Source organism: Pseudomonas sp. NPDC088368 (genome assembly GCF_044753445.1).
In the GTDB taxonomy this organism is placed as follows: Bacteria; Pseudomonadota; Gammaproteobacteria; order Pseudomonadales; family Pseudomonadaceae; genus Aquipseudomonas; species Aquipseudomonas bambusae.
The window spans coordinates 160,355-174,471 of sequence record NZ_JBIVNG010000004.1 but is presented as its reverse complement, the minus strand read 5'-3'; the positions used below and the strand labels follow the sequence as shown (position 1 = coordinate 174,471).

At 59.5% G+C, this 14,117-nt stretch carries 15 protein-coding genes; 2 read left to right on the top strand and 13 right to left on the bottom strand.

All coding sequences use genetic code 11. The annotated features are described in order from the left end of the window. Window positions 1–5 precede the first annotated feature (5 nt). The 8 genes from ACIQAL_RS09880 to ACIQAL_RS09845 form a co-directional block, all read right to left on the bottom strand. The gene (locus tag ACIQAL_RS09880; RefSeq protein WP_401144838.1) at window positions 6–1,214 is read right to left on the bottom strand and encodes an ABC transporter permease; all 1,209 of its coding nucleotides are present in this window, start codon (window positions 1,212–1,214) and stop codon (window positions 6–8) included. Further along, window positions 1,201–1,920, bottom strand: a complete 720-nt coding sequence (locus tag ACIQAL_RS09875) for an ABC transporter ATP-binding protein (protein ID WP_401144836.1) — start codon at window positions 1,918–1,920, stop codon at window positions 1,201–1,203. The genes ACIQAL_RS09880 and ACIQAL_RS09875 overlap by 14 nt, the downstream gene beginning before the upstream one ends. 126 nt (window positions 1,921–2,046) lie before the next feature. After that, the gene (locus ACIQAL_RS09870) at window positions 2,047–2,295 is read right to left on the bottom strand and encodes a LuxR C-terminal-related transcriptional regulator (RefSeq protein ID WP_166597650.1); all 249 of its coding nucleotides are present in this window, start codon (window positions 2,293–2,295) and stop codon (window positions 2,047–2,049) included. Window positions 2,296–2,742: 447 nt separating this feature from the next. Continuing rightward, window positions 2,743–3,213 carry a VOC family protein gene (locus ACIQAL_RS09865; RefSeq protein ID WP_401144834.1) on the bottom strand — a complete coding sequence of 157 codons (471 nt, stop codon included), beginning with the start codon at window positions 3,211–3,213 and terminating at the stop codon, window positions 2,743–2,745. A gap of 92 nt (window positions 3,214–3,305) precedes the next feature. Next, the gene (locus tag ACIQAL_RS09860) at window positions 3,306–4,625 is read right to left on the bottom strand and encodes an MFS transporter (RefSeq protein ID WP_401144832.1); all 1,320 of its coding nucleotides are present in this window, start codon (window positions 4,623–4,625) and stop codon (window positions 3,306–3,308) included. Between the two features lie 109 nt (window positions 4,626–4,734). Beyond that, a complete protein-coding gene (locus ACIQAL_RS09855) occupies window positions 4,735–5,502 on the bottom strand; it encodes an AraC family transcriptional regulator (protein WP_401144830.1) in 768 nt (255 codons plus the stop codon). Window positions 5,503–5,575: 73 nt separating this feature from the next. Beyond that, window positions 5,576–6,061, bottom strand: a complete 486-nt coding sequence (locus ACIQAL_RS09850) for a GNAT family N-acetyltransferase (RefSeq protein ID WP_401144828.1) — start codon at window positions 6,059–6,061, stop codon at window positions 5,576–5,578. 223 nt (window positions 6,062–6,284) lie between these two features. Further along, on the bottom strand, window positions 6,285–8,456 hold the full coding sequence (locus ACIQAL_RS09845; RefSeq protein ID WP_401144827.1) for a TonB-dependent siderophore receptor: 2,172 nt from the start codon (window positions 8,454–8,456) through the stop codon (window positions 6,285–6,287). 162 nt (window positions 8,457–8,618) lie between these two features. On the opposite strand from ACIQAL_RS09845, the gene ACIQAL_RS09840 reads away from it, so the two are divergent. Next, window positions 8,619–9,257 (top strand): LysE family translocator, encoded by a 639-nt coding sequence (locus ACIQAL_RS09840; protein WP_401144825.1) that lies wholly within the window; start codon window positions 8,619–8,621, stop codon window positions 9,255–9,257. A 3-nt stretch (window positions 9,258–9,260) separates the two neighbouring features. Here the strand turns inward: ACIQAL_RS09840 and ACIQAL_RS09835 are convergent, their stop codons facing one another. Further along, a complete protein-coding gene (locus ACIQAL_RS09835; RefSeq protein WP_401144823.1) occupies window positions 9,261–10,157 on the bottom strand; it encodes a LysR substrate-binding domain-containing protein in 897 nt (298 codons plus the stop codon). A gap of 114 nt (window positions 10,158–10,271) precedes the next feature. Between ACIQAL_RS09835 and ACIQAL_RS09830 the strand changes: the two genes are divergently transcribed. Then, window positions 10,272–10,706, top strand: a complete 435-nt coding sequence (locus ACIQAL_RS09830) for a PACE efflux transporter (protein WP_401144821.1) — start codon at window positions 10,272–10,274, stop codon at window positions 10,704–10,706. Between the two features lie 4 nt (window positions 10,707–10,710). On the opposite strand, the gene ACIQAL_RS09825 is transcribed toward ACIQAL_RS09830, so the two are convergent. The 4 genes from ACIQAL_RS09825 to ACIQAL_RS09810 all read right to left on the bottom strand — a co-directional run bounded on the left by ACIQAL_RS09825 (window position 10,711) and on the right by ACIQAL_RS09810 (window position 14,011). Further along, a complete protein-coding gene (locus tag ACIQAL_RS09825; RefSeq protein ID WP_401144819.1) occupies window positions 10,711–11,976 on the bottom strand; it encodes a type II toxin-antitoxin system HipA family toxin in 1,266 nt (421 codons plus the stop codon). Continuing rightward, window positions 11,976–12,311: a helix-turn-helix transcriptional regulator gene (locus ACIQAL_RS09820; RefSeq protein WP_401144818.1), complete on the bottom strand. Its 336-nt coding sequence runs from the start codon at window positions 12,309–12,311 to the stop codon at window positions 11,976–11,978. Before ACIQAL_RS09820 ends, ACIQAL_RS09825 begins: the two co-directional genes overlap by 1 nt. Window positions 12,312–12,488: 177 nt before the next feature. Next, window positions 12,489–13,634 carry a PQQ-dependent sugar dehydrogenase gene (locus ACIQAL_RS09815; RefSeq protein ID WP_401145307.1) on the bottom strand — a complete coding sequence of 382 codons (1,146 nt, stop codon included), beginning with the start codon at window positions 13,632–13,634 and terminating at the stop codon, window positions 12,489–12,491. Window positions 13,635–13,672: 38 nt separating this feature from the next. Further along, a complete protein-coding gene (locus ACIQAL_RS09810; protein WP_401144816.1) occupies window positions 13,673–14,011 on the bottom strand; it encodes a hypothetical protein in 339 nt (112 codons plus the stop codon). Between the last annotated feature and the right edge of the window lie 106 nt (window positions 14,012–14,117).

Below are 14,117 nucleotides of genomic sequence, written 5' to 3'. Positions count from 1 at the left end.
GTGGATCAGTCATCCCTGAGCGCTACAGCGGGTGAGAGTCGTGCGGCCAGTGCCGCCGGGTAGCAGCCGAAAAACAGACCGGTCATCAGTGAGCTGCCGACCCCGAGCAGTAGCGCGTCGAATGACAGGTTCAATGGCCAGCCATTGAGTTGCGTGAATAACCAGGCGATGCCACAGCCGAACGCAGCCCCGAGCAGAGCGCCTACCACCGACAGGTGCGCAGCTTCGATCAGGAACAGTGACCTGATGTCCCGAGGCCGGGCGCCAAGTGCCATGCGCACGCCAATCTCACGACGGCGTTCACGCACGCTCATAAGCATGACGTTCATGACGCCCACCCCTGCCACCAGCAGGGAAATCCCGCCAAGCCCCGCAAGCAGCCAGGCGAAGATGTCGGCCTGACGCCTGAGGCCATCGAGCAGTTGGCGAGGAACCTGTACGTTCACCTCATGCCCGCGCAGTCGCTCCTGCAACTGTCGCTGGAGGGATTGGGCGGCTACGGACGCGTCCACGTTCGGCTGCACCCTGGCGATCACATGTCCCAAGCGGATGGATGAGGACAGTCGGGCCATGCTGTGTGCGGGTATGAAAACTGACGAATCGACGGGCACCGGGAGCAGCGGGTTATGAGGCTGAGGCCTCAGAATGCCGATGATCTGGAATTGATAATCGCCGAGACCCAGCAAGTCTCCGGGCCGTAGGGGACGCGTTTCGATGCCCAATGCGCTGGCAGCTTCGTCGCCGATCACCGCGAACAGCCCACTGCGATCCAGCCGCGAAATGAACCGCCCTGAAGCCAACTCAAGGCTCATGACAGGCATCAGCGCAGCAGAGGTTCCGATCACCGAGGCATCAAGTTCGGCACCGCCCGCCCTGACTTTGACGGCGTATTGGCTGACAGGCGCCAGCTGCATCAGCTCAGGCATCGCGAAGTGAACGGATCGAGTGTCCAAGGTGCCCGGCATTGGCGTTCTGCGCGAATCGAACCCCGGAAAACTCGCAACCAGAACGTCCGTGCCCAGCCCCTTGAAGGTCGCCATCGCGTCGTCCGATGCACTGCGACCGATGTTGAGCAGCGCGACGATCGATGCGCTCCCCACTGCGATGCCCAGCAATCCCAGCCAGGAGCGCTGACCCATCGCCAGCAGGTTGTGCACAGACTCGGCGACCTGCATGGCCCAAGGACCGAGTGCCAGCACGTCAGACCGCGACATGCCCGACACTCTCATACACACGACCTTGAGCCACTTCGACCTTGCGCTCGAAGCGTGCGGCCAAATTCGCATCGTGAGTCACCATGACCAACGTCACGCCTTGCTCACGGTTGAGCGTGAGGAACAGCTCCAGGATTTCGTTGGCACAACAGGGGTCGAGATTGCCGGTGGGCTCGTCCGCCAGAATCAGCGATGGCTGCCCCACCAGAGCTCTGGCAATCGCCACCCGCTGGCGTTGCCCTCCGGAAAGATCCGCAGGCCGATGCTCCGCCCGGTCGGCAAGTCCCACTGCCTGCAATTGTGCCAACGCCAACGCACGTGCCGACTTTCGAGGCACATTTCGATACGCCAGTGGCAGTGCGACATTGTCCAACGCACTCAAGCGCGGCAACAGGTTGAAGGCCTGGAAAACGAAACCTACGTGCCGGTTTCGCCAGGCAGCCAGATCATTGGCGGAAGCGGCCACGATGTCGTTTCCGACAAATCGTGCACTTCCCCGAATGGGACGTTCCAGCAAACCCAGGATATTCAGCAGTGTGCTTTTGCCAGACCCGGACGCACCGACTATCGCACAGGTGTCGCCGTGATCTAGCGTGAAATCGATAGTATCCAATGCGCATAGCGTCGCATTCCCCCGAACATACTGTTGGCTAACGCTGCGCAATTCAAAAAGACGTGATAAACAGGCTTTCAATTCATAACACATGACGTTTCCCTGTCATTGCCCTAAACAGTGCGCATTTATTATTTTATGAATGCCACACAAGCGTCTGCCGGTAATAGCAGCGCCCGTTAACGCCACCCAAGATACTTCCTATTATGCGCACTTGATTCACCGAAACAATCCGTCAAATGTAGGGGGTACTTGGGTTTTTCGTTTGCGTGGAACCACCACATGCAACGCCATGAGTTGAGCGCGGTTCTTCACATCATTCTTTTTCAGCAGTGCGGAAACATGATCACGGGCCGTGTAGTCGCTGATGCCCAACCGTTGGGCGATATCCTTGTTGGTGTAACCCAACAGCACCAGTTGCAAGACCTCATACTCCCGTGGCGTCGCCCGGTTCGCTCGTTGTCGCATAGGCTCTCCCTCCTGCATCGACTTGATGTCGCTTTTCGTGGATGCCGTCCCTGGCACTAAACTTCCCATCGGCGTCGACGGGCGTTTATTGAGCGTTAATTTGTCTTTTTTACACTTGAATTGGATATTCGGCATGAAGGTTATAATTTGCACCGCAAAAGGTAATTAATCCTACACTCCCTGAAGACAAATCCTTGATTTGGTCTTACAAAGGCACGCAACAGGCACAGTTCGGCTCATACGCAAACAAGGTTGCATATGAGGAGTGCGAGTCAGAGGTATAGACAGCGACAATAAACGGAACAATTCTCAAATACAATCACCCGTTACAAATCATGTGAGGACGCGAGCCTTGACTTGGGGTGAGACATTCATAAAACGAAGGGCGAATTGCACCAGAGTAAGTGCAAATCGCCGACGCTAAAAAAGGAAATGGATGACAAGAAATCAGGATGGTGCCTGACTGAACATCTTCATGGCCCGCTCACGAATCTCGTCGGGTGTGAGGTCTTCCTTGTGGGTGCCGATGAACCAGAGATGGCCAAACGGGTCGCGAACGCTGCCGCTGCGATCGCCGTAGAACATGTCCTGAACATCGGTGACGATTGTCGCCCCGGCGTCCACGGCACGTTTGAACTGTTCGTCGACATCGGGCACGTAAAGGTGCATGGCGAAGGATGTTTTGCCGTGAGGATCAGCGCTGGTGAAGCCACCCTGATCACAAGGGTCGGCAAGCATCAGGCGTGAGTCGCCGATCTGCAATTCAGCATGGCCGACACGGCCGTCCGGACTGTCGAGGCGAAACATCTCGTGGGCGCCTAATGCGTTTTTATAGAATTCGATGGCTTCGGCGGCAGGCGAAACGCCCAGGTACACGGTCAGGCTGTGCTGACCGTCGGGGATAGGTTTGACGCTCATGACGGTTCTCCTTGACTGTTCTGTGAGTCATTCGGATAGCGGTCAGGCAAGCGTAGTCCTGACCGGGGCGTCGCTCAACGACGCCCCGTCAGTCAGTGGCCGCAGCGTGCAGGCAGTGCGTCATCCACTTGCATGCCCTTGCGCATGCCGAAGAACATGGCGGTCAGCAAGCCCACGGCGCCCATGATCGCGCAGTAGCCGACGCACACCCATGGGCTCCACGGCATCAAAGCGATCAGCGCCAGCGGCGTGGTGCTGGCCCATAACGCGTAGCTGATGTTGTAGGTCAGCGAGATGCCGGACACGCGAATGTTCGCCGGGAACAGTCCGACCATGACCGACGGCACCACGCCGACGATTCCGCACGCCAGGCCCGCGACTGCATAGGCCAGGCTTATCGGCAGCCACTGGATCACCAGACTGGCATACAGCAGGCCCACGCCCACCGGCAGCAGCAGGCTGTAAAGGACCACTCCGCGCCAGGCGCCGATGCGGTCCACCAGCATGCCAGCGAGCACGCAACCGATGTTGAGGAAGACAATACCGACGCTGCTCAGCGCGAAGGTGTCGCTGGGGCTCATGCCGAAGCGTTGTTGCATCACTGTCGGGGTGATCACCACCAGGGTCACGACTGCCGAAGTCAGCACACAGGTCAGCAGCGCAGCAGGCAACAGCGATTGGCGGTGCTCCCGCACCACGGCGCGCAGGGGCAGTTCGGTCATGCCTTTACGCTGGGCATGCAAGGCAATGAACACCGGCGTTTCGCTCAACCAACGACGCAGCCAGACGCCGATCACCCCGAACACGCCGCCCATCAGAAACGGGATGCGCCAGGCGAAGTCGAGGATTTCTGCATGGCTGAACACCTTGGCCAGCCACGTCGCGGTCAGTGCTCCGATCAAGTAGCCGAACGTCAAACCGGCCTGCAACACGCCCAAGGCATAACCGCGATGGCCTTTAGGTGCATGTTCAGCGACGAACACCCAGGCACTCGGCACCTCACCACCCACTGCCGCCCCTTGCAAGATACGCAGGCCCAGCAGAATCAACGGCGCCCAATAGCCGATGTCGGCATAGGTCGGCATCACGCCGATCAGCAGGCATGGCAGGGCCATCATCATGATACTTAGGCTAAAGACGCGCTTGCGCCCCAGCTTGTCGGCGAAGTGCGCCATCAGAATGCCGCCCAGCGGACGGGCCAGGTAGCCGGTGACGAAGATTCCGAAACTCTGCAACAGCCGCAGCCACTCGGGCATTTCCGGCGGGAAAAACAACTGACTGAGGGTCAGTGCAAAGAACACGAAGATGATGAAATCGTAGATTTCCAGCGCCCCGCCCAGTGCCGCCAAGCCCAGGGTCTTATAGTCGCCCCGGCTGATCGGTTGTGGACGTGGTCGAAGAATGGCTGTCATGAGAGACCCCATTTGGCAGTTAGAACGGCAGTTAGGTGCGACAAAGGCGCGCAGGATAACAAAGCTGACGGGTTGAGGGCGGCTCGCAGACCACCGGCGTTACGTCACATCACAGGGCATACACGCCGGGCGTCATGCCGAACTGCGCACTGAACGCGCTGATGAAGGTGCTGACGCTGTCGTAACCGAGCCGTTGGGCCACACGGTTGACGCTGTCGCCCTCGGCCAGCAATTCAAGCGCTCGCTTCATCCGCGCGACAATGCGCCATTGCATCAGCGACATCCCGGTTTCAGCACGAAAGTGTCGGGTCAATCCGCGACGGGACATGCCGACCCGCCGCGCCCAGTCGTCGAGGCTGGTCTTGTTGGCGGGATCGGCGACGATGGTCAGGGTCATGCCGACCAGATGCGGGCTGCTGGGCATTGGCAGAAACAACGTGTTGGCGGGGGACACCTTCAACTCGTCAAACAACACGTCGAGTTGCCGATGCTGCGGCGCGGTGAGCTCACCCGAGTGATCATTCCAGCCGCCGATGCGTTCGAGCAAGGCGCTGGACAGCGACGTCATGTCGAACACCGTCGGCGTGTTAGGAAACAGCGGACACAGGTCGGGGCGCAGGTAGATCATCCAGCCTTTCGTGGCCTCGTGCACGCGCATGGCGTGGGCGACACCGGGAGGAATCCAGCCAATGTGCCGCGATGGAACGACCCAACTGCCGGTGTCCAGCTCGGCCGTCATGACCCCTTGCCGGACGGCCCACAATTGACCCTCACGATACCGGTGCAACGTTTCGTCACTGCCCGCCTGCAACAGTGCCGTGGTCAGCAGTGGTCGTCCATCCTGGATGCGGCGTTGCAACGGGTACTGTGCTGGCATGGCCCGATTTCCCTGTTGAGTGGCTTGCCGACGGTAGCAAGCCAAAGGGCATGGCGCCAGTTTCAAATGTCGGTCAGTGCACCGATTCCATTGGCATCACCCGTTCCATGTAGAGGCTGCGCAACGCGATGCCGCTGGGGTGCTCGTACGCCTCATCGCGAATCGCAACAAAACCCATCGCTCGGTAGAAATCAGCGGCGTTGAGCGAAGCGTAGAGGTAGAGCCGGGTGAAGTGTTCTTCGGCGGCAATCGTCTCCAGACCGTCCATGAGGCGTTTACCGACACCTTGACCGGCGTGCGCAGGTTCGACGAACACGGCAATCACTTCGCCGCTTTGCCGATCCAGAATGCCGTAGCCGAGCAACTGCCCTTCTTCTTCAGCGATCAATGCGCAACGGGTGGCCAACAGCCGAAGGTACGACTCGGGGGGTGGCGACTCGCTCCATATCTCGACCTGTTCGGGCGAATAGTGGCTGGCGCACAGCTGCCGAACCGCCCGAGTGCGCAGCGACCAGAGCAGGGGAATGTCCGAAACATTGCCGGGTTTGAGTTCGATCATGTCGCGATTCCGGAAGGAGAAAACGCACGAACGGTCGCGTCCGCGCACAGCCATTGAGCCAGAGCGACAGGATGCGCTTTTACATACGACGGTGAAAGGTCCGGGCCTCGTTTCTGGCCGCAAGCTGGCTCCTACGGCCTGCGGCCAGAATCAAAAGCCTGAAGGCGTTGCCCCTTCGCTGGACGAAGACCAAACATCCCGTCGGCGGATGCTGAGAAACGGATTAAAAACTCACCGTCGCGGACAATCTCGCCGTGCGCGGTGCGCCGAGGAACAGGTAGTCGTCGCCCAGGTATTCGCCCACGTCACGCCAGTAACGTTTGTCGAACAGGTTGTCGACCGTCAGACGAAACACGGTGTCGTAGCCCTCGAGCCTGGTGCTGTAGCGGCTGCCTGCGTTGAACACGGTGTAATCATCGACCTTCACCGAGCCTTCGCGGTTGGCGTATTTGCTGGAGCTGTACTGCATGCCGCCTAGCAGCGCGAGGCCCGGAATCGGCAGGCTGTAGTCAGCGGACAGGCTGCCACGGAATTTCGGCACGTTGATCGCCTGATGGTCTTCATAGGCCGCTGTGCCGCTGTCTTCCACGCGAGCCTTGATGGCGGCGGCACTCGCAGATATTTGCAACTGTGAAGTCAGCCAGCCGTTGGCGCTCAGTTCCAGCCCCGTGTTTTTCTGCTGGCCCTGCTGCACGAACGTCAGCGTGCCATCATCGTTGGACTTCGAATACTGGTAGGCCTGACGGGTCTGGAACACGGCCGCCGTGAAACTCATGCGCCGCCAGTCGTACTTGACCCCGGCTTCCAACTGACGAGAGATCGTCGGCGCCAGAATCTCACCGATGTTGGTGTCGAACACCGACGCCGTGGCGCCCAACGAAAGGCCTTTGCTGTAGCTGGTATAGAGCGAAACGTTGTCCACGGGCTTGTAGATCAGGGCGCCCTGAGGCAGAAAGATCGAGCGCTGCGTGTGGCGATTGTCGCTGCCGTCTTCGTTGTAGGCTTTTTCATCGAGGCGCACTTGACGACCGCCAATCACGGTTTGCCATTGCTCGCTGAAACTGATGCGGTCGGTTGCGAACAGACCGTACTGACGGCTGTCCAGACGGCGTTCGGTGTGGCCTACGGGCAGCTCGGACGGGGCGAAGCTTTCCGGCGTTTCGTTGATATTGCCGGACCCGATGTAATTGCTGAAATACGGCCGGGTATCGACCGTGCGGCGAAACGCGCTGGTGCCGAAGGTCAGCTCATGCTTGAGCCAGCCGGTGTTGAACAGGCCCGCCATTGCCGCTTCGATTTCATCGTTGCGGCGCGTGTCGTCGGGGCTGCGGAAGTCGTAGATGTCGTAGCCGCCATTGGTATTGAAATGGCCGGTCACCGGTGTCGCCGAGCAGTCGCTCTGGTAGTAGCAGCCATAGGCGAACGCGCTGTAATCGTCGATCACCACGCGGCTGCGCGAAGCGCTCAGGCTTCCTTTCCAGTCATCACTGAAACGGTATTCATAGCGACCACTCATGTTCAGCGAGTCGATGCCCACCGGGTTCGACCCGCTCTGGTAGCCCAGCAACTTGCGCGGCGAGGCGTCGTGGGGCAGCTCGGTTCCGCCGATGAGTTGATAACCCGGCACCGAGCGTTGCTCTTTGGTCTGGTACTCGACGTCCAACTGCAAGGTCGATTGATCGTTGATGTTCCAGTCGAACGCCAGCGAGGCGAAATCCCTCTGGCCATTGGCGTGTTCGACGTAGGAACGAATGTCTTCGTGGGCGACGTTGGCGCGCAGGCCAAACTGTTTTTCGCTGCCAAACCAGCCGCCGATGTCGGTGGCGATGTAACGCTCGCCGTGCTCGTTGGTGGACACCGTCACCGAACGCACGTTTTCCGGGCGTTTGGTCTTGTAATTGACCACACCCGCAGGCTCCGACACGCCGCTTTGCAAGCCGGACAGCCCTTTCAGCAACTCGACCTGCTCCTTGTTTTCAAGTGCCACGTTCTGCTCCCCGGTGATGCTGCGACCGTTGATGCGATAGCTGTTTGCCGCATTGAGGGAGAAACCGCGCACGACGAAATTTTCGTAATAACCGACTGGCGCGTAGCTGTCCCCCACCGACGCGTCGTTACGCAGCACGTCACTGAGCAACTTGGCCTGCTGGTTCTTGAGCATCTCCTCGCTGAACACCGAAATCGACGCCGGGGTGTCGCGCAAGGGGGCTTCATTGAAACCGCCCACCGACGCGCTGCTGGCCTGGTAGATCGACGCCTGCTCGCCTGAGACCTTCACGGCGTCGAGCGTCAGCGGCTCAGCCTCTTGTGCGGCCAGCCATGGCGAGACGAAGGCAATACTCAGCGGCAGCAGGCGGCGCGGAAAACCGGCTGCAGGTCGGCGTGGGGTGGTCATCGACAGTGAAGCTCCAGGAGGGATTGTTTCTCGGCGCACTTTTTACGTTCTGTATGGTTTTTTTACAACCTCGATACGTCCTCTTTGCACGTATGAAAACGCTCGAAACGGGGACGTCCACTCATCTACACTCGGCGGCCTATCTTGCAGGATATTTCCGTCATGACCCCTTCGCTGCTGCTTGCCGTTCTTGCCTCGGGCTTCATTTACGCCATTTCGCCCGGCCCCGGCGTGCTGGCGGTGTTCGGCATCGGCGCGTCCAAGGGGCGACGCGCGGGTGCGGCGTTTCTCTGCGGGCATCTGCTGGGGGATGTGATCTGGTGCAGCACCGCGCTGGCCGCGATCATCGGCGCCAAGGTCATCGGGTCAACCACCTTCGATGTGCTGGGCGTCATCAGCGGGTTGTTTCTGTTCTGGCTTGGCTGGCGAGCAATTCGCGCCAAACGCAGCAGCGAAGACGAGCCCAAAGCCCCGGCCCGCCATCCGTTCTGGCATGGCATCATGTTTGGCCTGACCAATCCGAAAGCCTACCCGGTGGCAGTCGCGACGTTCACCGCGCTGCTTTCCAGCCGGGTCGATCTGCTGAACTGGTCAATGCTGCCGCTGTTGATTCTGATCAGCACCTTGGGGGGTATCGCGGCCTACGGCATCATCATCGGCGTGGTCGGCGCGCGCCACGTGCGTACCCTGTATCAGCGCCACGAACTGACCATCACGCGGCTGTGCGGGGTGATGTTCATCGGGTTTGCGATTCACGCGTTGACCCACGCGGTGCCGGGGTTGTTGCCGCGCAAGCCCTGACGTTCAGCGTAATGGCGTGGCCGCCGCTTCTTCCGTCAGCCACGCCAAAAACGCCTTCACCTGTGGATCACGCTCACGACCCGGCACGCACACCGCCACATAACGCGGGCCAGGCAGGCTGACCTCCGGCCGGAACGCCACCAACTCTCCGCGCGCAACGCTGTCCGCCACCAGCACAGTGCTCGCCAGCACCAGCCCATGCCCGGCGACTGCGGCGCTCAAGGCGTAATGCTCGTCGTCGAACTGGCGAATTCGCGCCGTTCCCAGCCAGCGCTGGCTACCTGCCGCCTCACACCAGCTTTTCCAGTTGACCGAAAAAGCGCCCGGCATCGGCCAACGCAAATCGATCAACTCCACCCGACTCTCATCCAGCGCGTCCAGCAGACCGGGCGCGCCATAGACGCCGAAACACTCATTCATCAGGTCCTGCTGAAACAGGCTCGGGTCATCGCGGCTGACGGTTCGGATCGCAAGGTCGATGCTGGAATCACGCGACAGATCGACCAGTTCATTGCGCGTGTCGATGTGGACATTGAACTGAGGAAATGCCCGATAAAAACGGCCCAACCGAGGAATCAGCCACGCCGACGCCAGTGCAGGCGTGGTCGACAGCGTCAGGGTTTGAGAAGCCGTTTCAGGGCTGAAGCTTTCCAGGCTGCGACGGATGTCCAGCAACGCCTGATGGCTCTGGCGATACAGCTGCTCGCCCTCTTCCGTCAGCGCCACGCCCTGACCGGACCGAACGAACAGCATCGCGCCCAGCCAGGCTTCCAGCGTCTTGACCTGATGGGAAATGGCCGCGGGCGTCACCGACAGTTCCTCGGCAGCCGCCTTGAAACTGCCCAGCCGCGCCGCCGCTTCGAAGGTGCGCAACGCATTGAGGGGAAGGGTGGAAAACACGGAAAGCTCCCTGCATGAAATGAACTGATGCGGCGTCAATTTATCTCATTTCACCCGACGCCGACGATTCGGTAGGGTGACGGCCATCGTTCTTCACGCCTCAGGATAAAGCCCATGCAAGGCCCCACACGCAAGGTGGTTCAAGCCATCCTCTACGAAGTCATCGCGATTGCCGTGCTGTCGCCCACCCTTTCACTGATCTACGACGACGGCCTGGCCCATGCAGGCGCGCTGTCTGCCATGCTTTCGGCCAGCGCGCTGATCTGGAACATGGTTTACAACTCCCTGTTCGAATACTGGGAAGCCCGCCAGACCCGTCGCACACGAACCTGGGGCCGCAGGCTGCTGCACTCGTTGGGCTTCGAAGGTGGACTGGTGGTGATGCTGGTGCCACTGGTGGCCTGGTGGCTGGAAATCACGTGGTGGAGCGCGCTGGCGACCAACCTGGGTTTGTTCGTGTTTTTCTTCTTTTACGCGCTGGTGTTTCAGTGGGGGTTCGACCGGGTGTTCAACGTGCCCGCTTCGGCGCGCGAACCGGTGTCGGGTTGAGGCATCACTCGATTCGAAAATCGGGGTGCAGGCGTTTCCAGTGCGCGCGCAGTACAGCTTTTTGGCTGTCGATCATTTGACTGTCATTCAACGCCCCCAGCCATAACGCCCGCGCACTGTCCATCACCGCTCTGAGGTTGTAGAGCACCGGGCGCCAAGGAATGTCGCCATAGTCTGCCCATCGCTTGAAATGCTCCATGGAGACCTCGTACCAGTTTTTGGTCTTGGCCATGTTCAAGGCAAATTGGCTTTCGTCAGCGATATAACCTTTGGTCATCACGATGTCGTAGGCCGGTGACAGCTCTGCATGCCGGCCATCCCGGTAAATGATGCTCCAGTTCTTGAGGTGAGCATCGCCGTTCGCCAGCAGAATGTTGACCAACAGACGCCGTGCCATCTGAATCGCGTCCCGCTGCCCATGGATCGAATTCTGGTAAAGCAGTTTGCCGATCTGGTCGTAACTGGCCCTTCGGTATTTGTCATGGGCATACGCATAGAAGATCTGAGCAAAATCCTCCGAATGAACCCTCTGGTTTCCTGGCAACCGATCGTAGCGACGAATCCCATAAGCCTGCTGCTCGTCAGGCAGGTTGATCTGCGGAAAGGCCTCAATATCTGCCATCCTGATCAGCTTTATTTCAGGGATTTCGACACCGGCCAACGCCGCAAGCGTCATTGCCGTGTACTCGTTCAACGGAACAAAAGGGTGAACGGTTGAAGGGGTCTTGATGATCCAGTCGCCGGGCGCGTTGGGATCCCCAGTGATGTAACGACCGTCCTGATCACGCATGGAAAACTTCATCTGTACGCCTGCCAGCGAGAAATGGGCGCGGCTGTCAGGAATATCGATGACCGTCGGCTCGATTTTGCCATGGTGCCGTAAAGCCGACTGAGGAATATCGGCGGACTCCACCCGCTCGGCAATCAGCGCGCCGGGTAAATCACGACCTAGCCAACTGAGCAGCGGAAACTCATTGTCCCGATGCACTTTCATGGCTTGGGTAAGAAAGTCGCGCAACACGCCTTCTGGCAGCAGATTGCTCAGAACCGGATGCAGACGCTGAGCACTGATGTAGGGATGCCGATTCGCTACCTGCTGTGAGAAAACCTGTGGATCGGTGTGAGACAACGTCAGCGGAAACCGTGCGTCATTCCCGATGTAATCAGGTGCCAACGTGAACACGTTCTTGCCGTTGGAATACCCCGCCACATGCCCCACCAACTGCCCATGAAGCGTTAGCCGGAGGGCGGCGACTGTTTCCACTGCCATCAGATGTCTCCCCATGGGCTTTCGTCGTCATGCACGACAGGCGAGCGCTGGTCCACAGGTGGGCGATCCAGATTGGGGTACAGCGGCTCGACGTCCTCCGCAACATCGCTGGCGAGCACTTTTTCTACGCGATTTAGCCTCGATTTGGGAACCAGGACCAAGACCGCGTCCAAGCCTTCCGCGATCTGATCGAGGGTGGCGAGCCTGGGATTGCCACCGGCTTCGATCTTTCCGTACTGCTGACGGGTGAGGCCCGCGCGCAAGGTCATGTCCTGGATTTTCAGGCCCAGGGCCAACCGCTGTTTTCGGATTTGATCAAGCAGAGTGGTTTTCATGGCGCGGTCTCAATTGAGTGGTCTGCACATGCACTTTCATAAAGCTCAATCGCTGAAAAGAGCCATATAGGTTGCAAGAACCACTTTATGAGCCATACAGATGACATTCAAGCATTAAAGAGCCCTATATGGCTCATTATGATAAAAAGAGCCATAAAGGTTACATTTCATAAGCTATTACTGCGCCAATCCCACCTTCAGCAATTTCCCGTCCTCTTCATCCGTCAGCACATACAGGTAACCGTCCGGCCCTTGGCGCACGTCACGAATGCGGGCGTTAAGGTCGCCCAGCAGGCGCTCTTCGTGCACGACTTTGTCGTCCTTGAGTTCCAGGCGGATCAGCACCTGCGCAGAGAGCGCGCCGACGAAGATGTCGTGGTCCCACTGCTTGAATTTGTCGGCGCTGTAGAACGTCATGCCGCTGATGGCCGGGGATTTTTCCCAGACGTGGAACGGGTTGGTCACGCCTTCGACTATCTTGCCTTTGGATTCGGGAATCGGCTGGCCGTTGTAGTCGATGCCGAAGGTGGAAATCGGCCAGCCGTAGTTGGCGCCGCGTTCGATGATGTTGATTTCGTCGCCGCCCATGGGACCGTGTTCGTTGGTCCAGACTGTGCCGTTCCAAGGGTTGAGTGCGGCGCCTTGCTGGTTGCGGTGGCCGTAGCTCCAGATTTCGGGGCGGACATTTTTCTGACCGACGAAGGGGTTGTCGTCCGGGACCGAGCCGTCGGCGTTCAGGCGCACGATCTTGCCTTGCAGCTTGTCGAGGTCTTGGGCGGTGGGCCGGTTGTTGTTTTCACCCAGGGCGATGAACAGATAGCCGCCCTGATCGAAGACCATTCGTGAGCCAAAATGATTGCCCACGGACAACTTCGGTTGCTGCTGGAAAATCCGCGTGAAGCCTTCGATTTTGGTCATGTCCGCCGACAGCCGACCACGTCCCGCAGCGGTCCCGCCAGTCTGGCCATCCGCCGAGGCTTCGGCGTAGGTCAGGTAGACCATCCGGTCCTTGGCGAAGTCCGGAGACAGCACGATGTCGAGCAATCCGCCCTGCCCTTGAACCCACACTTTTGGTACGCCAGAGAGCGGTGCCGAAAGCTTGCCGTCGGGGCTGACCACGCGCAGGCTGCCCGTGCGCTCAGTGACCAGCATGCCTTTGTTGTCCGGCAGGAACGCCACAGCCCACGGGTGTTTCAAGCCCCCCACGACCTCATCCACCGTCAGTGTGCCCTCCTCGCTTTTGTAGGTGGCGGCTGAGGCTTGCAACGAGAGACTGAAAAAGGCTGTTGCACACAGCGTGGCGATCAGGGTCTTGCTGAACAGGCTTCTACGGGACATGGGCGATCCTTTTGCTGAGGTTTTTAGTTGCTGCCGCGCGCGTTGCTGGACGGGCGCGGTGACTGCTGACGAGTAGGGTAGCCGTTGCCAATGCCGCCGTTTTCCAGCGTGGGCATGCGCTGGGGCGACGTGTTCAAGTTCGAGTTGCGCGGGACCGGCGCAATGGGCTGAGTCCCTTGGCGGCTGTTGGGATTGGCGCGGCGAATGGCGCCGTCATCGACGTTGTTGTTGCTGCGGTTGGGGTAGCTGGCCGAGGCCAACAGTCGAGGGGATTGCGCGGAAGGCACATCGGCGTGAGCCACACCGACGCCCAATAGGGCAGTCAGGGAACACAGAGCAAGACGTCGCAGAAAGCTGTTCATCATTGACCTCGTGGGCATGATTGAGTGGCGAGTCCGGTATTGGATGGCGCGGGCGGCCCTAGGTTCGCCACGAGATGCGCAGAGAGATTCGCGGTGCGAGAAAGGA